A 20,375-nucleotide genomic window follows, 5' to 3' on the forward strand; every position below is an offset into this window, starting at 1 on the left:
TTAATTCATTTCGTTTTCTCGTAACAGATATTATTTTTATGCGGTAAAACTTTAGGGAATGAAAAAACTATTGCTGTCAGGCCTTTGCTGCCTGATAATGGGAACCTTGGCCGCACAGGCACCACTGAAGGTAATGACGTTTAATATCCGGTATAATAATCCTGACGACAGCTTAAATGCCTGGCCTCATCGCAAAGACAAAGTAGCATCAGAAGTATTATTCTACGGTGCGTCTACATTAGGCGTGCAGGAAGCATTACATGACCAGATGCAGGATCTGCAGCAACGGCTGCCCGCTTATAAAAGCATTGGTGTGGGCAGAGATGACGGAAAAACAAAAGGAGAATATTCCGCGATATTTTACGATACCAGCCGTTTACAATTGTTGAAAAGTGAAACGTTCTGGTTATCTGAAACCCCAACAGTAGCAGGTAAAATAGGCTGGGATGGCGCCTGTACAAGGATTGTAACCTGGGGTAAATTCCGCGATAAAAAAACCAACAAAGTATTTTTCCACTTCAATACCCACTTTGATCATATGGGTAAAATTGCCCGGAGGGAAAGTGCTAAGTTCCTGTTGCAACAGGTGCATTCACTGGCAGGCAATACACCGGCCATTATTACCGGCGACTTCAATGCCATTCCTTCCGATGAGCCTATTCAAATTATTGAAAATACAAATGACCCGTTGCATTTAACGGATAGTAAAACGATCAGCCAAACGCCACACTTTGGTCCGGTAGGCACTTTTCATGGATGGCGTGTAGAAGGTGATCAACCGATCGACTATATTTTTCTGAAAGGAAAATTCAATGTGGGGAAACATGCGACCATATCTGAGGCATGGGGAGGAAGATATGCGTCTGATCACTTTGCAGTATATGCGGAGATATTTATGTAGCAGAAAGCATAAAGCTGAAAGCAAAAAGCTATTATAGCGTATGATAAAAGCGTATAAGTAATTAAAATACTCGCTTTTATCATACGCTATAATAGCTTTTTGCTTTCAGCTTTATGCTTTCCGCCTCTCTTTAGTCATGTGAGTGTTCAACAGACATGCTGTTTTCCAATGCGTTTACCACCTTGTTATGGAGGTTACCATTGATGTCAACAGAGATTTGCAATTTGCCATTGTTGAAAGAACCAGTAAAGTCGCCGATTTGCAGTTTGGTCAGAATCAGGTCCATGGAAATTTTCAGAGAACCTTTCCAATCGATTTTGGTATCTGTTACTACTACATCTTTTCCTTTCGCCATTAATTCGATCTGGCCGGAAAGCAGAATTTCTACTGGAATCTTTTTGCTATCCCAGGTGATGAAGCCTTTGAGTTTTACAGCAGGATCTTTCTTATCTCCTTCTACTCTGGCGTACACTTTTACTTGCTGATAAGTGCCTTTTGGAATTTTGATAGCACCCAGCAGGGTTGGTACTTTTTTCAGATCAATCTGACGATCTGTTTTCAATTTGAACTCCAATTCATCTTTTCCGCGTTTGGCATCGAAGCGGATTTCTCTTAAGCGGGCAGTAGCAGTATCCCAGGTGATGTCGAAACCACCAGCAGCTGCTTTGGCCATGGAAGCATCACCTGTAATAGCAGATAAGCGTCCTGAAGCATCAGGTGATAACGTGGCAGTTGGATTGACAGCTGAAATTTCGTAGTTGACACTTGCTACGTCGGCGTCGTTGATGGGTTGTTTTGTGTCGGGACCAGCCATGTCCTTGTTAGAACAAGAAGACAGCATGATCGATGCAATGCCCACAGCACCGCAGAATTGTAGGATTCCGGTTTTCATTATTGATATGGTTTTTAATGACTAATGGGGAAATTCTTCCGGTAAATTTAACAAAGAATTTGTGAAAACAAATAAGTTCATTGTTAATTAAAAAAGAATGATCCGACGGAACAACGTTCCATCGGATCAATATATTATACCGGAGCTGTATTATTTATCTCACGGATGCCTTTTCAATTCGTGTAGGCGTATCCGTTCCATTCACAATAGTACCGGCACTGATGGCTATAGCATTAATGATATCAGTAATATTTCCTATATCCAGCGTTGAGAGCTCGTCATCAACTGTGTGATAGTACTGGTCTTTATCGATTTGCGTGGTAGAAATGGTATGTGCCGGCACCCCTTGTCTGGCGAGTGTGGCATTATCAGAACGGTAGAATAAATTTTGTTCCGGGTACGGGTCCGGATAAAAACTGAACGTAGAGCCGTTGAGGTTACGTTGCAGGATTGGCCCGAAATCAGAACGCTCGAATCCGGTAATAAAGGCACTGTTCTTACCAAATTTGGATTCCTTCCCAATCATTTCAATATTAAACATCGCTACTACTTTATCGGGGTCCTGTTTTTCGGAGAAATAACGGGAGCCATGTCCACCGGACTCTTCAGCGGTGAAAGCCACGAAAATAACAGAGCGTACCGGTGGATGTTTCTTAAAATATTTCGACAGCATAATTACTGCCGTAGTACCGGAGGCATCATCATCTGCGCCATTGGCAATGCTATCGCCGGCAACAGCCGGTAAGGTACCCAGGTGATCATAGTGGCCGGAGAACACTACATACTCGTTTGGTTTACCACTGCCTTTAATCATGCCAGCAACATTTGCAAAGTGTTGTATTTGAATATCTCTCTGGAGATGTATATGCCAGGTGGCATCAGCCGCTACCGGTTCTTTTTCGAAGACCATGATGATATGCTTTCCTTCGGATGCCTTGTCGGCAGCTGCTTCCAGCGCTGCTTTGGTATCATAGCTCCGTTCAGAAAAAGAGGCGGATATGTCGCTCAGATAGCCCGCCATAGATGGGTCCAGCCATATCAATGTACTTTTCTCTAATTTTTCGGGATAACGCAGGATCTGCATCAGTGCTGCCGGATCTTTTGCATGCATCTCATTATAGCTGCCATCTTTTTCCCAGTCAAAATTGCGGCCGGCGCCAAGAGGAATAACGGGCCAGTCTTTTTCCTGACCATTAACGGTAAGGGCTACACTGGTTTGTTCCATCCGGTATTTTCCAAACTCCTGGAAGAAGTTTTTTTCACCGGGTAGGGGTTGCAGGCCAGCTTTGCTAAATTCGGTGCTGATAAAATCTGCGGCTTTTTCTATGCCTGGGGTGCCGGGTAAGCGTCCTCCCATATCATCTGCGGCCAATGTGCTGATAATGCGGGCCACTTCTTTTTCTTTAATATCCTGTGCATAACCGGTAACTGCCATCGTACCGGCGGTGATGCATAATAACAGTGATTTCCTCATAAAGCAGTTAATCCTTTTTCTTATTTTTTATATTGATTGTTGATGGTTGTTTCTCTTGCTGAGCATACATATTGCTATACATTTTTAGCATGGCGGCATAGTCAGTACCAAACTGCAAGTCTAACATTTTCCCATCAGGTGAAACTAACACTTTGGTAGGAAAACCGCGCACTTTATATAAATATTCTACTTTTTTATCAGAATGAGCGGCGGGGAAAGTGTAGGTGGTCTTGCCCAGAAAATCACGGGTAATATCCAGTGGCTCCCCGCAGGCGATAGCGAGTAATGCAGTACCCGGATACTGGCCAGTGTTGATGTCTTTTGCCAATTGGTCCATATGAGGCAGGTCTGCCCGGCACGGCCCACACCAGCTACCCCAAAAATCGAGCAGCAGCCATTTCCCTTTGTAGTCCGCTAACCGGAATTGTGCTTCTTTCTTTATTCCTTCAAGCACAAAGTCAGGCGCCTGGTCCCATTCTTTCAGCAATACATTCCGGAAGTATTCGGAGAATGATTTACCGGGGAATTGTTTTTCAAATAATGTCTTCACTTGATCCAGTATCTCAGGCTGCGTCATTAATTGCCTGGAAATCACTTTCATGGCCTCTTCCGGCCTACCCATCTCCACAAGTGCTGCCGCAAAATCTTCCGTATAATCTTCTTTCGCATTCAGGGAGATGCGATCATAAAAGCTCTCGTACACCTTCTCCTCATTATGCTTAGGCGCATTAGCCGCCGCCAGGGCCAGGTAACGCAGCGCCGTGTCTTTATTGCGTGGAAGCATTTCCTGGTATTTAAGATGATAAGCATGAGCAAGGATCTGCCGGTTTGCATACTTTTTATCTTTCAAATCCGGATTAGCGGTCCAGAAAACAGTATCCGCCTGATTTTGTGTAAGGCCGGTGAGTGCTTTATCAAGCAGAGTGGCCGCCTCCTTTTCCAGATGCGCTTTCTGCAGTATATCATATACCATCAACTGATAACGTGCCGCCTTTCCCCAGGTCATTTCAGCAGCAGTAGGAGTTCCCAGTTGAGTAACCATACTTTTTAATATAGCCGTATCCGTGGTATGATTTATTTTATTCCACCACGCCATTGGTTTTATAGACACCTGTATGAGGCTGTCTTTTTCCTTCGATAACCTCGTGATGATTTCCTGCGCAACAACAGGGCTTCCCCTGCCTTCTTCAAATATCCGTTGGATGGCGTTTTCGCTTAATCCTCTTTCAACAAATGTCTTTCTGGCCTCCACGGAATCAAATTTATAGTTCATTAAGGTCTGATAAAACGCCTGATCCAACCAGTCGTTCAGCGTTTTCTTATGAACAGATAATAACCTTATCAGCGCCATCGCCGTATCGGCTCCCTCTACAGAAACATGCTGTAATTTATTAAACAACCCACTGGGATTGTTTGCCAAAGCATAACCAGGAACGGCATGCAGGGCTGCGGTATATACCTCCTCGATATAGGAATCATCTCCCCTGTTTAGACTCAGCATGGCTATTTTAAATGGTAACCGCTCACCGTATCGTGGCATATTCAAAGCCAGGAAATCGGCTACTTTAGCGGAGTCCAGTTCATTTTGGACTACCAAAGCATTGCTCAGGTAATTAAGACGCACCAATGCGTTAAAGAAGGAAGTATCTGCCAATGCCGGCTCCCCGGCAGGTGGTAAGCATTTGCTGATAATTTGATAACTATTTGCCGGGGCTGCGTTTGATATAGCATCCTGCCAGGAACAGGTAAGCACCCGTTTTGTACTACGGGAAAGCGTAAACGAAATATTAGCTGGTTTTTGCCATTCACTAACCGGGATCATTTTCTTCACACCGGTGATGGTGACTGTTTCCGGCAGTACCTCCGTTACCTTGTAATTCCAGGCGCCGCTGGCCCATTGATAATGCGGAATAAGCTTTGCCGGGAAAGGCGCTATTGCACCAATTAAATAATACGGCAACTGGTTCCATGTATCGGCTGCTACTGCCTGCCAATCTGCCGGCAGCCCCAATGAAGCCGCAGTAGCAGCACTTACAGCTGCAGTATTCGTTGGCTGCCCAATGCTATCGTTCGGAAATATTTTGAACAACAATGGCTGATACAATAACTGCATATTGAGAAGCATGTTATCATTTACTTCATAGGAAGATTGATCTGCCGTATTAAAATGATAGTTCTTCCCTTTCCCGGCGGCACTGAGTAATACTGCCTGTGCATTGGCAGAGCCGTCGTTATTTACGCTGATAATGGTAATCCGGTACACCCGGTGCTCGTATTGTTGTGTTCCTTGCTGCAAATGCTGATCGAAAGAGGCCTCATATAACCAGGTCTCTTTCGGCTTAAATCGTGATTGGGCATTTAAAGTGATCACACTGCCCATCCATACAACCAGGGCCAGTAACAATGGGATTTTGTACATATAGGGTGTTAGATTTAGTACAATTAAGATACTGATATAAACAAACACCTGCCTCCTACCTCTGAATATTTGCGTATTTTTGAGCCCATACAATTATGTCCAATCAGCCTTTAAGACCAGAGGATACCAAACTCAGTGCCGCAGACAAAGAGTTTGAGAATAGTATCCGTCCCAGAGAGATCGTGGATTTTTCGGGTCAGGATCAAATTATCGAGAACCTGAAAATATTCATCAAAGCGGCGAAGATGCGTGGCGAAGCGCTCGACCACGTATTGTTTCACGGTCCTCCGGGACTGGGAAAAACCACCCTGTCGCGTATTGTGGCCAATGAACTGGGAGTAAATATCCGCGAAACTTCCGGGCCGGTGATTGAAAAACCCGGCGACCTGGCCGGTTTGCTCACCAACCTGGAAGATAAAGATGTACTGTTTATTGACGAAATACACCGGCTCAGCACCGTGGTAGAAGAATATTTGTATTCTGCCATGGAAGATTATCGTATTGATATCATGATTGACACTGGGCCCAGTGCGCGTTCCATACAAATCAGCCTATTGCCCTTTACCCTGATAGGCGCTACCACCCGATCCGGATTGCTCACAGCGCCGTTGTTATCGCGCTTTGGGATTAAGTCCAGACTGGAATACTATAATGCCAATACCCTGCAAAAAATTCTGTGGCGGGCAGCCGGACTGCTCAACACCAAAATCACGTCTGATGCGGCTCATGAAATAGCCCGGCGCTCACGGGGCACCCCTCGTATTGCCAACGGATTGCTGCGGCGGGTACGTGATTTCGCCCAGGTAATTGGTACGGGAGTGATTGACATGGAAATAGCCCAGCTCAGCTTAAAAGCCCTGAATGTGGATGAATACGGACTGGATGAAATGGATAACCGCATCCTGAATGTGATCATCGAAAACTTTAAAGGAGGGCCTGTGGGTATTACCACTATTGCTACTGCTGTAGGGGAAGAAGCGGGTACCCTGGAAGAAGTATATGAACCTTTCCTGATTCAGGAAGGCTTTATTAAACGTACCCCACGGGGAAGAGAAGTAACGGAGAAAGCATACATACATCTTGGGAAAACGTCCTTTAAGGGCGGGAGTAATTTGCTTTTTTGAGCTAAAAGCTGAAAGCAAAAAGCAAAAAGCTATTGAAGCGAATGACCTAAGCGAAAATATGCGCTGTGATCATTCGCTTCAATAGCTTTTTGCTTTCAGCTTTCAGCTTTTAGCTGTATGAAAAAATTATGCTTCTTTTACCACCAAACGGAACCCATTACCATGGATATTCACGATTTCAATGTTAGAATCGTCTTTCAGGTATTTACGCAGTTTGGCGATGTATACGTCCATACTACGACCGTTGAAATAGGTATCGCTACCCCATATTTTTTTCAGTGCCAGTTCTCTTGGCAGCAGGTCATTTTTATGTTCGCATAACATATGCAGTAATTCGTTCTCTTTCGGGGAGAGCGTATGTGTTTCATTGTTATGTGCCAGTGTACGCAGGCGGGAGTTAAAGGCGTAAGAGCCAATCACAAACTCATGTACTTCTTCTTCCTTGCTGTTTAATTCCTGGTTACGTTTCAGGATGGCCTTGATTTTCAGCAGCAGTAATTCACTGTCGAATGGTTTGGAGATATAATCGTCTGCCCCCAGTTTATAGCCCTGAATGATATCCTCCTTCATGGTTTTGGCGGAGAGGAAGAAAAGCGGAATATCAGGATCTACGTCTCTGATTTCTTCTGCGAGCTTAAATCCGTCCATATTGGGCATCATAATGTCCAGCAGACAGATGTCAAATTTTTCGCGGCGGAAGGCTGCCAGAGCCAGGATACCATCGCGGCACAATTCCACATCATAGTCATTCAGCTCCAGGTAGTTCTTCAACACCATACCCAGATTGGTATCATCCTCAGCCAGTAATATTTTCGGTTTGCGTTCTTCCATAATCATAAAGGATTGATTATAACAAATATAAAGTTTTTCTGCGGCACGAAAGGTCGGTAAAATTTAGGGGCCACCGGTCAAATGAATTGTTAAAACTATTACTATGACACACCCGGAATACGGGTTATTTCTTGCTCAGCAGTGATGTAAAGGGGTATCGGAGGTTACTGTAATTGACCATATCTACCACAATATTACCTACGGAAATAGGGCTTTCTATACGCAAAGGCACTTTATTCGCATCATCACTCACCCATACGGTCATTTTTTCCCCACCTTCGAAGATGGTTCCTTTGATCAGGAGGGGCTTGAACTTGATAGCGCGGAACTTTCCGAATTTAGTATTGATCTCTTCCTTTCCCATGTATCGGATATAGATATTATATACCTGGTCGTCCAGGAACATGGCGAAAGGTATTTTATCACCAGCAACGTATTTATCGAAGTTAATATTACGGGCATAATAAATAGCGCTGATAACATCCTGTACACAAGGTGGTACGGTAAAGGTACCATTGGTACTGATGGCCTGATGCGCCGCCTGGTTAAACACCACGTTATTAAAGATTTTATAGCCGCCTTCATTTACGTTGCGGACAAATTTAAGGGGTTGCAGGGTGGCAGTGTCGATATAGCTTTCGTATTTATCTCTTACTCTGAAGATCCAGTCGTACGCCCGGTAGGTTTTACCATCTCCTACCACATGGTATACATCGCGGTTGGCGAAGTGTTCGAGACCTACATTAAAAGTAGCTTCTCCTGCGCCTACATACATTTTACCAAGGTTATAGAATACTTTCAGGGTGATACTTTCGCCGGCATTAAAGCTGGTATTACGAATGGAGCAAAAATCGTTTTGCGCTTCAACACGTTGAATACAGGAGAGCCATAAGATAAATAGTAGCAGATACTTCATTGGTGGAAGCTATTTTTCCTTAAAAATTTTTACTCCTAACAACAATACACTCCCTAAAACGGCGGGCACTACCAGGTTAATCAGCCATATACCTACTGTGGCAGCAATGATAGCCATGGTATTGGAGCTCAACAAACCAAGGAAAAAGATACTCACTTTTCCACGTACCCCCAATTCTGCGATGGCGATAGTAGGAACGCCAGCCATTACCAGGTAAATTACACTGTTCAGTAAGAAGGCTTGCCACCACATAAACTCCATGCCAAGTGCGTCCAACAAAATCAAATACTGTGCCGAGAAGACTATATACCGGAAGGCTGAAAGCAGCAACAGGTAACACAATTCGCCGGATGAGTACTGAACTATAATTTGAACAAACCCCTTCGCTTTCCTCAAAAAAGGCACCTTTTCAAATACAGACAGAATAATTTGTAACCGAAAATATAACAATATCGTCAGGCCACAAATAAGTATGCCGGCAATAAGGATTATTTTCTGCCAAAGAGACGCGTTCAGGAAAGCGCTCTCCTTTGCCAGCGCGAAGTTGTTAATATAGTAGAGTAAACCAATTAACCCAAAGATAATAGTCACAATCAGCTGGCTGAAACTTCCTACAATGGTGGCTGCAATGGCTTTTAGCTTATTCTCATTCTTAAGATAAAGGATGCGTCCACCGTACTCGCCTACACGATTTGGGGTATTAATGGATAAAGATACCCCTGAAAGAATAGCACTGAAGGCTCTTGAAAAGGGCACCGGTTCCAACGGAGCCACTAACTTTTGCCACTTACGGGCTTCCAGTCCCCAATTAAAAAGCATGAGTATCACTACCAGGAAAACCCCCACCCAGCCTTTCTCCTGTAGTGTTTCCCACATGTGATGAACGGATACCTGCAGGTTATCCCGATGCTTCAATTGCGAATAGATAGAATAAGCCAACCAGCTAAAAAGGCCTGCTCCTAATAAGTAATTGAGAATTATTTTGGTACTTTTGTTCAGATAGTCAAATTTTGGCAAAAATAAACTGTGGTTGGCAAACAAGTCAAAAATAATTCTCGGCATTGACCCCGGTACCCTCGTAATGGGCTATGGGCTTATACTTATAGAAGGGAAAAAAGCCCGTCTCCTGGAGATGGATGTCCTGAAGCTATCCAAATTTAAAGATCACTATGAACGACTACAACTGATTCACACAAGGGTACAGGAACTCATACAGGAGCATAAACCAACCAGTTTTGCGATTGAAGCACCCTTTTTTGGAAAGAACGTACAAAGTATGCTCAAGCTTGGACGTGCCCAGGGCGTAGCCATTGCGGCCGCTATACAGGGAGGCCTGGCAGTGACAGAATATTCCCCAAAAAAAGTAAAGCAATCCGTTACCGGCAATGGTAACGCAGATAAAGAACAAGTGTGGTTAATGCTGCAGCGTATTCTCAGCATTGCAGAACGTCCTGATTACCTTGATGCTACAGATGCGCTGGCGGTAGCAGTGTGCCATTTTTACCAGGAATCCAATCCGCTGGCTGGAATCAGCAAAGCCAAAGGTTGGGATCAATTCCTTCAGCAACACCCCGAAAGGATTGGCCGGTAAAAACAAACAGGCGAAAAGGTTATTTCATAAATCCGTAAATTGTAGTTACTTTGGTTGAAATTCAACAACCCATTTAAAGCTACCGGCAGGGGACCGGATCATAGCTTAACTATGAAAAGTGACCATCATTTGTTATTGACAGGTTATATAACAAGCTTTTTTATATTAATCAGCATCAGGCAGATATGAAAGCAAGAATCCTATTGGTGGAAGATGATCAAAATATTGGTGCGGTTACGAAAAAACGATTGGAAGAAGCGGGTTATGATGTAGTGCACAGTATAGACGGCCAGGCGGCATGGGAGCAGTTTCAGCTACGCTCTTTTGATATTTGCTTACTGGATGTGATGATGCCCAAAAAAGACGGACTACAACTGGCGCAGCAAATCCGCGAACTAAACGACCACGTTCCTATATTATTCCTCACTTCCAAGAATGAAAAAGAAGACAGAATAGCCGGCCTCCAAACAGGAGCCGATGATTATATCAGCAAACCTTTCAGTATGCAGGAGTTAATACTCCGTATTGAAGTGTTCCTGAAACGGACGATGGGCCGTAGTAAAGACAAGTCCAACCAATTTGCTATCGGACTGCTAACCTTTGACTATGACGACCTTCGTCTCTTTACCACCAATGGAGATGTATCTATTTCTGTGACGCAGAAAGAAGCCGACCTGTTGAAATACTTCTGTAATAATCCCAATAAAACACTTAAAAGAGAAGATATTCTTTCCAATGTATGGGGAAAGGACGACTACTTCCTTGGACGTAGCATGGATGTTTTCATTACCAAACTACGGAAACATTTCAAATCAGATCCACAGATTAAACTGGAAACGGTACATGGGGTGGGCTTCCGGTTTAACGTTCCCCCTCCCCGGTAACACCATTATAAAGCGGCAACAATCTGTGACTGTATCTCCCTAAATTCTTCTACAGACAGCTTCAGCTTACTACGGGAAAAATTCAGATCATCTGCTGAGTTAATCGGGATGAGATGCATATGTGCATGTGGTACTTCCAGTCCTACTACACTCATGCCTATACGATTACAAGGCACTACTTTCTCAATAGCATGCGCAATCGGCTTGGCAAACAACAGCCACTCCTTCATCAGCTCATCTGAAACATCAAAGAACTTATCTGTTTCCACTTTGGGGATTACCAGCGTATGCCCTTTAACCAATGGGAAAATATCCAGGAAGGCATAAAAATGTTCATTCTCTGCTATCTTATAGCTCGGAATTTCCCCTTTAATGATTTTCGTGAAGATGGTCATAGTCGTTATTTCTTATTATCAAAGTAAAAATAAAAAGGGTTGCAAATGAATGCAACCCCTACAAATATCATTAAAAAGTAGCAGTACTACTTAAGCTGTAATGCTATCAATCTTAAATTTAATCTGTCCATTTGGCGCCTGTACCTCCGCCACGTCTCCTACTTGCTTTCCTAGTAAGCCTTTTCCAATAGGAGAAGTAACAGAAATTTTGCCCGCTTTAAGATCGGCCTCTGTTTCAGAAACTATCTGGTAAGTAACTGTCTTCTTATTAGCTACATTGGTAATAGTTACCTTGCACAGAATAGATACTTTAGAGGTATCAATCGAATCTGCACTCACAATACGTGAAGTAGCTATTGCGCCTTCAAGTACGGCAATCTTAGCTTCGTGCAAGCCCTGTGCTTCTTTAGCGGCATCATATTCGGCATTTTCCTTCAAGTCTCCCTTTTCTCTTGCCTCTGAAATAGCGCGCGCAATTTCAGCCCGACCCTTGGTTTTAAGTTGGGTCAATTCACTCATCATCTGATCCAGGGTTTCCTTCGTAACGTAATTTATGCCAGACATAACCTGTTGTGTTTTTTTGTGGTTATAAGAAAAAAAAATCAACGCCTCCATTTGCACAGAAGCGTTGTTTACTGGTATTATCGCAAATATAATGAATTTCCTATAAAGAAAAAAGGGTCTTATTTCCGATATAAATAAATTGAAAATCAACCATTTACATCGGAAATCATCACCTGCTTGACAGGTTTATAAAATGTTTAATTTCTCTAATACAATGCGGGCCATTTTAATACTCGCCTGATGGGAATAACCAGCAATATGCGGGGTTACCACCACATTAGGCGCCTTCAACAGCCACGCTAATTGTGCTTTTTCAGCTTCGGTATATGTATCCGGCTTTTCGTTTTCCAGTACATCCAAGCAAGCCCCTGCTATCACACCGCTGTCCAGCGCCGCAATGAGGTCTGGCGTATTCACCAGTTTCCCCCTCGCCATATTCATGAACCACACCGGATGCGCAAAAGCAGCAAAAAACGCTGCATTGGCCAGGTGTTTTGTTTCCGCCGTTAATGGTAAGTGTACACTTACTACATCCGCCTGTTGGAAAATCTCCTCCATGGTAGCCTCTTTCACGGCAGCAGTACCAAAACCGGTTTTATACTTATCGTATGCGAGGATATTCACATCAAAACCCTGCAGTTTATGCGCAAAGGTGCTACCGGTATTACCATAGCCAATAATGCCCACTGTTTTGCCATTCAACTCATATCCCCGGTTGCCGTCCCGTTCCCAGATGCCATTTCTTAGCTCCAGGCTGCTTTTCAGCACATTGTTCAACAGGCAAAGCAACATCCCTACGGCCTGCTCACCTACTGCATCCCGGTTACCTTCAGGACTGCTCACGCAATGAATCCCTTTGCTTTCTGCGTAAGGCACATCTATCAACTCCATGCCCGAGCCCAGGCGTCCAATCCATTGGAGGGAAGTAGCGTGATCCAGTATGTGCTTGTCGACCCGGATACGGGTAGTCACAATCAGGCCCACACAATCATGAATGGTACTATATACTTCGTCATATGTAATGGCCGGCTGGTAAATAACATCAAATCCTTTGCCTTCCAGCTGGTCAATCAAATACGGGTGTGTTTTTGCGGTAACTAATACTTTCCTGCTCATATCATCTTATGGGATAATGCTGCAAAATCGGCCACGCTCAACTCTTCCGCTCTTTTTGTAAAGATGGGGTCCTGTGCTAACAGTTCTTTATCAAACATGGTCTTCAGCGGATTACGTAATTGCTTACGCCTTTGTCCGAAGGCTGTTTTCACCAATACAAAAAATTTGCGTTCAGAGGCAATATCCGCTGGTTGTTCCAGCCTGGTCAGGCGGATAACGGCAGATTTCACTTTGGGAGGCGGATTGAAGCAGTTTTCATGTACTTCAAATAAATATTCAATTTTATAATATGCCTGCAACAACACACTCAGGATACCATACTCCTTGTTGCCATGTGGGGCTGCAATACGCTGGGCTACTTCCTTCTGGAACATGCCTACCACCACGTCCACCTGGGTGCGCCAATCGAGCACTTTGAACATGATCTGGGTAGAAATATTATAGGGGAAGTTGCCGATCAGGCGGAAAGATCCTTCAAAAGGCAATGCTGCATCCAGGATGCTTTCATTGATCAGTTTGCCCCTGATATCGGGATAAGTTTTTTCCAGGAACTGTACCTTTTCGGTATCCAGCTCGATGGCCTTAAATTGAATGCCTGGCAGCTGCAACAGGTATTTTGTGATGGCGCCCCCACCAGGGCCCACTTCCAGCACTTGCTGGCCTTCGGTTACAGGTAACGACTCCACAATTTTCCTGGAGATATTTTCATCCGTCAGGAAATGCTGGCCGAGAGATTTTTTTAGTGTATACATGGAGGATGCAAAGATAAGCTTTTAGGGTTTAGCTGTTAGCTTTTAGTAAATGCAGTAAAGATCATATTATGTTATTCTCCGCTGCATTTACTAAAAGCTAACCCCTAAATGCTAAAAGCTAAATGCTTATATTTGCCCCTCATTGAGGCAACACAGCATGAGTACCACCCAGATCAACAAACCGGTAATAGGTATCACCATTGGCGATATCAACAGCATTGGCGCAGAAATTATCATCAAAACGTTTATGGACACACGTATGATGGAGTTTTGCACGCCAGTGATTTTTGCATCCAACAAAACCATCAACTTTTACCGGAAGCTGATGAATGAAAACAACTTCAATTACCAGAGCATCAAAGACTTTACCCGCCTGAATCACAAGCAGGTAAATGTATATAACTGCTGGGAAGAAGAAGTACAGATTACACCAGGGGTACTGAATGAAACCGGAGGCAAATACGCTGCCCGTGCACTGGAAGTAGCCATCAAATGTATGCAGGACGGCTATATCAGCGGACTGGTAACCGCTCCTATCCATAAAAACAATATTCAGAGCGCCAACTTTAACTATACCGGTCATACCCCTTATCTCCGGGATGCTTTCCAGGCAAAGGATGTGCTCATGTTCATGACTGCCGACAACATGCGCGTAGGCTTGCTCACTGAACACGTGCCTTTGGCAGATGTAGCCAAATATGTGACCAAGGAAAATATCCTTGGCAAGCTGCAACTCATGAAAGATAGCCTGATAAAAGATTTCGGTATAGATCAACCCCGCATCGCAGTACTGGGCCTTAACCCACATGCTGGCGACGACGGCCTGATTGGACGCGAAGAAATAGAACAAATTGTTCCCGCCATCCGCCATGCCAAAGGCAATGGCATCCTCTGTTTCGGACCATATAGCGCCGACGCATTTTTTGCCCGTGAAATGTTTAAACAATTTGATGGCGTACTGGCCATGTACCACGACCAGGGCCTCATTCCTTTCAAATCACTGGCCAGCGGCAACGGTATCAACTACACCGCGGGTCTCAGCATTGTACGTACCTCTCCGGACCATGGCACCGCCTTCGATATTGCCGGCAAAAATGTGGCAGATCCTGATTCCTTCAGACAAGCCATCTTTACCTGCCTGGAAATACTCGAACAACGGATGCGCTACGCAGAAAATACCCGGAACCCACTGAAGAAAACTGAATTAGCATCAGAATAAAAGCTGAAAGCGTAAAGCAGAAAGCAAAAAGCTATTGAGGCGAATGATCTTAGCGTATATAAATTTCGCTCAGGTCATTCGCCTCAATAGCTTTTTGCTTTCTGCTTTACGCTTTCAGCTCACTAAAATTTATGCTTTCCGCTTACCTGCATTTAAATACCCCTGAATAGAACTAACATAGCTCTCAAAGGCTTTCCTGCCAGCAGCAGTTATTTTACAAATTGTTTGAGGATAATTCTCTTTAAATTGCTTTACAACAGTAATATAGGCTACATCACGTAACTTATTAATCTGTACACTTAAATTACCTGCGGTGGCATTCGTTTTCTCTTTCAGTAAAGTAAACTCTGCTTCTTCTTCGCTGATTAATATCGACATAATAGCCAGCCGCAATTGTGAATGTAGTACGGGGTCCAGATCTTTAAAGTCCATGAGCATGATTTTCTGAGATACCTATCCAGGTATTTAGCAATTTTGTTCCAATGATTTCGTCCAATGGCAACAAAATAACTAAATACCTGAACAATAAAATTTCAAATTACTTCTGGCTTGCCTCCAACAGCTTGCGGGCATACGCTTCTCCCCAGTGTGGTGCAATATTACTTTCCGGCTTGAAGGCTGCAAATTTCTCCAATGCCAGGTCGAACGTAGTTTTGGCTTTTGACTTACTACCACCAAATTGTTCTGGTGTAAATAATAATGATTGTCCCTGTAACAGGTATACACGGGGATTCTCAGGATTCAGTGTCTTAGCAGCTTCCAGCTGAGCAGCGGCTTCCATACCATATTTCATTCCTCTGGTCATGGGATCAACTGTAAGTCTGGCTGTAGCTACCAGCGAACGAACGCAGGCAATTTCTGAATTCTTTGGGCTTAACGCATCTGCCTTATCCAGGTTAGCTTCTGCCTTGTCTGCCAGTGCATCTACCTGACTTTTATCTTTCAGTGCAAAAGCCTGCATTACCTGCATATATGCTGCATAATAGTAGGGCAACCATTGTACTTTCTCCGCATCTGCAATGCGCTCGAAAGTGTTGCTTTTCTGTTGCAGCCCATCCGGGGTAAAGGTACTGGCACTATCCAGATCAGCGGTTTGTTTTACCATCGCATCCTGGTATTGGGCGCTTTGGGCCATGGCAGCGGTAGTACAGCTACCCGCGATTAAAAAAGCTAAAAAGAAACGTTTCATATTTATTGTGGTTAGAGGTTATTAATAACATCCTGTCTTCTGTCGATACCAAAGTTCATAAACATACCCAGGAAAATAAACCGCGGTACATTAGGTGTAATCTCATCCCGGCGCAATCCATCAGAGGAATAGTGGTAACCAAATACCTGCTTGTTACCAGGTGCATTACTAACTGATATCACGAAGATGGTAAAAGCTTTGCGGATAGTAGTCAGATAACTGGCACTTACCCCGAGGGCATTATACGTGATCGTTTTCTCAGACATAAACTTATCCACCGGTAAGTTTGGATTATAATAAGGGCGACCGGTGGCAAATGTGTATGTTAAACCAAGATTGGTGGTGATCTTCGGAAAGTAATGCTTATACACCAGGCTGGCGGTATGCGTAGCGGCAAAGTCAGGCTGCACTTTGAACGGATAATTCAGGTAGTCACGTTTGGTATCAAGGTAAGAATAAGAAATCCAGTAGTCAACATTCTTAAAGGTTTTACGATCACGCCAGAACACTTCTATACCCTGTGCATAACCGCTACCATTGTTGTTATAGCCGGGCACTGTTTTCAGCAGATCACTGTACTTCTTATAAAACACCTCCGTACGGAAAGTATAATCTGTGGCTACTCTTTGATAACTGGCAATATAGTGTGTGGCTTTCATATAGCCGAGATAGTGATCAAAGCGAACATACTGCGGCTCCGGCTTTTGGTAATAATCGCCGTAGGCAACAGAAAACTGGCTATAGTTATTCATCTTATAAGCCAGCGATACACGAGGTGCAAAATTCATTTTTCCCAATACAGAAGTATACTCTGCACGGCCACCCACGCGTCCTACAAAGCTGGGCGTGAAATAGATATCGCCTTCTGCAAAAGCAGCGGTGTAGTTGTCTACGTAATTGGCGTTGTTACCATTAAACGCTGATTTCTCTACCGCGTACTGATACTCTCCACCAAAACGAATCACAGAAAATTGTCCCAGATTCTTGTAGAGCATCACCTTTGTCTGACTCAGATCAGATTGTCCCTTGATCAGGGTTGGCAGCAGATTTTTGTGTAGGGTATCTGCTTCTATATTATCCAGGTTGGAACTGAAAGACGCTCCCAGATACAGGTGCCAGTCGTTTCCGATATTTTCCCGATAAGTAAGATTCGTATAGAAGTTATGGTTATGCAGTTTAAAGGATTCTGTATATCCCGGATATTCCAGGCTGTTTTTATCGAATCCCATCTTCGTCCAGTTACCATAGCCATAAAATTTAAGCATCCCTGTTCTGGAGGTTTTATGGCGGAAGTTAACGGATGTACCTATAATTTCCGGTCCCAGATTGGGCGTTTGCTTAGGCTTAAAAATATTGAAATAGGGAGATAGATTCGTATAGTCGGCTTCTACCCCATAAGAAGTTTTTTTGTCTTTCGACAGGTTATCCAATCCTGCGCTGGCGCCGATCACAGATAACCCTACAGAGGAAGAAGAACGCTCCGGTAAATCGACTGATTCCAGGATCAATGCGGAAGACAATCCCTGCCCGTATTGTGCAGAGTAACCACCGCTACTGAAGGTAGTGCCCTTAAAGAGGAAAGGAGAAAAACGGCCACGGCCCGGGATATCCGGCAAGCTGGAGGAAAAAGGATTCCTTACCAACATACCATCTATGAGGGTTTGGGTTTCATAACCTGTTCCGCCACGTACAAACAGCCCTTCTCTATCGTTGGTTTGTTGTGCGCCAGGCAAGGTTTTGATGGCGTTCACAATATCAGCGCCGGCGCCTGCAGTGGTCACAATGTCGAGTGGTTTTAATACGGTACCTTTTTTATCATCGCTGGCTTCAAAGCTACCGGCAGATATGGTAACTACACGAAGTGCATTTACAGCACTTTTAAGCACAATATTCAGTTGTTGATCAGCGTCTGTATTTATTTGTAACTCCAGCACCTGATATCCTGTGAGGGTAGCGGATAACAAGTGATCACCGGTGGCGGTGGTGGTAAAAGAAAATGATCCGTCTGCGGCAGTGGTAGCTCCATCATAGGAACCTTTTATAGCGATGTTTACACCCGGTAAAGGATGTTTCTTACTATCTGTTACTTTACCACTGACCTTATGCTGGGCAAAGGATAGCAATGGTGCGAATACTAATAAATATAGATAAAGGTTGAATTTCGACATGTCCAGGGATTAATTTCTCACCAAATGTAAACTAGTTTATTATATAAACCAAAACTTCTATTAATACGATATTAAACAGGAATCGTCCCGCTAACCCGGCGGGACGATCCTTAATCATAGCAAAAAGCAATTGATGCGTTAGTTATCTCAATAACTCAATCCATCCTTTGTAGGACCTTTCTCCATTAGGTGTATTCAGCTTCAGGATATAGTAATAAGTACCCTCATTCAGGTCTTTTCCATCCCATTCATTCTGATAATTTTTCGATTGGAATACCATATTACCCCAGCGGTTATAGATGAATAAGGAAGAATTTGGATACCTGGTAACACCGATAATGACAAACTTATCATTCTTACCATCTCCATTTGGTGTGATCACATTCGGAATGAGAATATCATCGCCGGTTACGGTCATTTCCTTACTGGAGGCCGTGTTATTGGTGAGATTCGGATCAGGCACCTGCGCAGTAGCAGTAGCACGATTGGCGATTACACCGGTATTGGTAACCCTTGCAGTATACTTCAGTGTAGCCGTTTGCGTGAGTCGCAGACTGTCCAGTGTCCAGATGATTATCCTGGTGTTTAGATCGTAGTTTACCGTACCTGTAGAGGCATCAAATCCATTTACTATTTCCAGATTACTGTTCAGTGTATCCCTTACAATGATACCCGTAGTAGTTACTGGTCCGGCATTGTTCAGGGTAATCGCAAATTCAGCCTTACCGCCTACCTGCAATGGCGTAGTATTCAGCAGTTCCTTCTGTACCTGCAGATCAGCCATGGCCACCTGGTTGATGGCGGTAATCACGGTAGCGCTGGTATTGTTTTCGGGATTATTATCTACCAATCCATCAGGCGCTGCAATCACTGCCTGATTACGCAAGGCGGCTGTGCCGGTTACCTTACCACGTATCATTAGCCGGATAACTGCACCGGCAGGGAAGGTACCGATAGAGGCTTTCACCACATTACCGGCATTGGTGAGCTGTACGTTGGCAGCGCCTCCGGTAAGTGATGTCACCACGGCATAAGCACCATCTATGCCCACTGGCAGGATATCCGTAATAACAGCACCGTCTCCGGCCGCAGGACCTGCATTTTGCGCGGTGAGTTCATACGTAATAGAATCATTCACGAATAAGCTGGCCGGACCTGATTTGGTAATAGAGAGATCCAATGTTTTCACCGCAGGAACCACTATAGTAACTGCCGGCTCAGAAGGAATTGGTGTGCCTGTTCCAGGGTTGAGTGTAGCGGTATTGGATACGGAAGTAACCGTAGCATCCGCCGGAACAATACCGTCGATATTCACCTGTATGGTATTACTATTGCCTGCAGCCAGGTTTCCTTTTACAGACACGTTGTTTCCACTGCCACTGGCCGGGCCGGTCAATTGCGAAGTGCCATTGGCCACCGCGGTCCAGGTAACATTCGTTATCGTAGCAGGTACCAGGTCTGTAATGTTTATACCGTTAGCTGTTGATGGACCGGCATTAGCCGCAACCACTACATAATGGATAGCCTCACCGGCTTTCACGCTTGTACTACCTGTTTTAGTGATACTCAAGGCTGATTTACCCGTCACTTGCGTAGTAGCGGTGCCGGTAGTGGTATTGTTATTTACATCTGTAGCACTGGCCGTATTGGTGATGGTACCGGTGAAGTCAGGATTGATCTTACCTGCTATCAGAATCCTAATCGCGTTACCAGTACCCGCAGCAATATTGCCCGTCAGCGTTACATTACCTGTACCACTGTTGCTGCCTATTATCTGCGCGGCGCCACTGGTACTCGCTGTCCAGCTTACACCACTGAGTGTATCAGAAACGATATCGCTGATCTTCACGCCACTCGCATCAGATGGACCATCATTTGTAATAGTGATGGTGTACTTGAGGCTATCGCCTGCAATAGCTGTAGCTGCTGCTGTTTTCACC

Annotated in this window: 19 protein-coding genes; 5 read left to right on the top strand and 14 right to left on the bottom strand. The window is 44.3% G+C overall.

Annotated features, from left to right (window positions below; genetic code table 11):
* Window positions 1-58: 58 nt before the first annotated feature.
* Window positions 59-901, top strand: a complete 843-nt coding sequence (locus tag AC1DFM_RS31075; RefSeq protein WP_477080678.1) for an endonuclease/exonuclease/phosphatase family protein — start codon at window positions 59-61, stop codon at window positions 899-901.
* Window positions 902-1,031: 130 nt separating this feature from the next.
* Here the strand turns inward: AC1DFM_RS31075 and AC1DFM_RS31080 are convergent, their stop codons facing one another.
* From AC1DFM_RS31080 to AC1DFM_RS31090, 3 genes are all read right to left on the bottom strand, one after another.
* Window positions 1,032-1,793, bottom strand: a complete 762-nt coding sequence (locus AC1DFM_RS31080) for a hypothetical protein (RefSeq protein ID WP_477080679.1) — start codon at window positions 1,791-1,793, stop codon at window positions 1,032-1,034.
* Window positions 1,794-1,947: 154 nt separating this feature from the next.
* Window positions 1,948-3,267, bottom strand: a complete 1,320-nt coding sequence (locus AC1DFM_RS31085; RefSeq protein WP_477080680.1) for a M20/M25/M40 family metallo-hydrolase — start codon at window positions 3,265-3,267, stop codon at window positions 1,948-1,950.
* Between the two features lie 7 nt (window positions 3,268-3,274).
* On the bottom strand, window positions 3,275-5,686 hold the full coding sequence (locus tag AC1DFM_RS31090) for a TlpA family protein disulfide reductase (protein WP_477080681.1): 2,412 nt from the start codon (window positions 5,684-5,686) through the stop codon (window positions 3,275-3,277).
* Window positions 5,687-5,781: 95 nt separating this feature from the next.
* Here AC1DFM_RS31090 and ruvB point away from each other — a divergent pair, with 95 nt between their 5' ends.
* Window positions 5,782-6,810, top strand: a complete 1,029-nt coding sequence (ruvB, locus tag AC1DFM_RS31095; RefSeq protein WP_477080682.1) for a Holliday junction branch migration DNA helicase RuvB — start codon at window positions 5,782-5,784, stop codon at window positions 6,808-6,810.
* A gap of 126 nt (window positions 6,811-6,936) precedes the next feature.
* Here ruvB and AC1DFM_RS31100 read toward each other — a convergent pair whose 3' ends face one another.
* The 3 genes from AC1DFM_RS31100 to AC1DFM_RS31110 form a co-directional block, all read right to left on the bottom strand.
* Window positions 6,937-7,641, bottom strand: coding sequence for a response regulator transcription factor (locus AC1DFM_RS31100; protein WP_477080683.1), 705 nt, complete (start codon window positions 7,639-7,641; stop codon window positions 6,937-6,939).
* A gap of 124 nt (window positions 7,642-7,765) precedes the next feature.
* Window positions 7,766-8,557, bottom strand: coding sequence for a DUF3108 domain-containing protein (locus AC1DFM_RS31105; RefSeq protein WP_477080684.1), 792 nt, complete (start codon window positions 8,555-8,557; stop codon window positions 7,766-7,768).
* A 9-nt stretch (window positions 8,558-8,566) separates the two neighbouring features.
* The gene (locus AC1DFM_RS31110) at window positions 8,567-9,574 is read right to left on the bottom strand and encodes a lysylphosphatidylglycerol synthase domain-containing protein (protein WP_477080685.1); all 1,008 of its coding nucleotides are present in this window, start codon (window positions 9,572-9,574) and stop codon (window positions 8,567-8,569) included.
* Between the two features lie 13 nt (window positions 9,575-9,587).
* Here AC1DFM_RS31110 and ruvC point away from each other — a divergent pair, with 13 nt between their 5' ends.
* Both ruvC and AC1DFM_RS31120 read left to right on the top strand, forming a co-directional pair.
* Window positions 9,588-10,148 (top strand): crossover junction endodeoxyribonuclease RuvC, encoded by a 561-nt coding sequence (gene ruvC / locus AC1DFM_RS31115; protein WP_477080686.1) that lies wholly within the window; start codon window positions 9,588-9,590, stop codon window positions 10,146-10,148.
* Window positions 10,149-10,333: 185 nt separating this feature from the next.
* Window positions 10,334-11,032 (top strand): response regulator transcription factor, encoded by a 699-nt coding sequence (locus tag AC1DFM_RS31120; protein WP_477080687.1) that lies wholly within the window; start codon window positions 10,334-10,336, stop codon window positions 11,030-11,032.
* A 5-nt stretch (window positions 11,033-11,037) separates the two neighbouring features.
* Here AC1DFM_RS31120 and AC1DFM_RS31125 read toward each other — a convergent pair whose 3' ends face one another.
* The 4 genes from AC1DFM_RS31125 to rsmA form a co-directional block, all read right to left on the bottom strand.
* The gene (locus AC1DFM_RS31125) at window positions 11,038-11,427 is read right to left on the bottom strand and encodes an HIT family protein (protein WP_477080688.1); all 390 of its coding nucleotides are present in this window, start codon (window positions 11,425-11,427) and stop codon (window positions 11,038-11,040) included.
* 90 nt (window positions 11,428-11,517) lie between these two features.
* Complete coding sequence (gene greA / locus AC1DFM_RS31130; protein WP_477080689.1) at window positions 11,518-12,042, bottom strand: transcription elongation factor GreA; 525 nt, start codon at window positions 12,040-12,042, stop codon at window positions 11,518-11,520.
* A 135-nt stretch (window positions 12,043-12,177) separates the two neighbouring features.
* Window positions 12,178-13,107: an NAD(P)-dependent oxidoreductase gene (locus tag AC1DFM_RS31135; protein WP_477080690.1), complete on the bottom strand. Its 930-nt coding sequence runs from the start codon at window positions 13,105-13,107 to the stop codon at window positions 12,178-12,180.
* The gene (rsmA, locus tag AC1DFM_RS31140) at window positions 13,104-13,859 is read right to left on the bottom strand and encodes a 16S rRNA (adenine(1518)-N(6)/adenine(1519)-N(6))-dimethyltransferase RsmA (RefSeq protein ID WP_477080691.1); all 756 of its coding nucleotides are present in this window, start codon (window positions 13,857-13,859) and stop codon (window positions 13,104-13,106) included. The genes AC1DFM_RS31135 and rsmA overlap by 4 nt, the downstream gene beginning before the upstream one ends.
* Before the next feature lie 157 nt (window positions 13,860-14,016).
* On the opposite strand from rsmA, the gene pdxA reads away from it, so the two are divergent.
* Window positions 14,017-15,078 carry a 4-hydroxythreonine-4-phosphate dehydrogenase PdxA gene (gene pdxA, locus AC1DFM_RS31145; RefSeq protein ID WP_477080692.1) on the top strand — a complete coding sequence of 354 codons (1,062 nt, stop codon included), beginning with the start codon at window positions 14,017-14,019 and terminating at the stop codon, window positions 15,076-15,078.
* Between the two features lie 129 nt (window positions 15,079-15,207).
* On the opposite strand, the gene AC1DFM_RS31150 is transcribed toward pdxA, so the two are convergent.
* The 4 genes from AC1DFM_RS31150 to AC1DFM_RS31165 all read right to left on the bottom strand — a co-directional run.
* Window positions 15,208-15,510 (bottom strand): winged helix-turn-helix domain-containing protein, encoded by a 303-nt coding sequence (locus tag AC1DFM_RS31150; protein ID WP_477080693.1) that lies wholly within the window; start codon window positions 15,508-15,510, stop codon window positions 15,208-15,210.
* Window positions 15,511-15,616: 106 nt separating this feature from the next.
* Window positions 15,617-16,267: a hypothetical protein gene (locus AC1DFM_RS31155; RefSeq protein ID WP_477080694.1), complete on the bottom strand. Its 651-nt coding sequence runs from the start codon at window positions 16,265-16,267 to the stop codon at window positions 15,617-15,619.
* 11 nt (window positions 16,268-16,278) lie between these two features.
* Window positions 16,279-18,435, bottom strand: a complete 2,157-nt coding sequence (locus AC1DFM_RS31160; protein ID WP_477080695.1) for a TonB-dependent receptor — start codon at window positions 18,433-18,435, stop codon at window positions 16,279-16,281.
* A 142-nt stretch (window positions 18,436-18,577) separates the two neighbouring features.
* The coding region (locus AC1DFM_RS31165; protein WP_477080696.1) for a T9SS type B sorting domain-containing protein at window positions 18,578-20,375 on the bottom strand (1,798 nt) is incomplete at its 5' end.

This window comes from Chitinophaga sp. 05T412 (assembly GCF_056396465.1).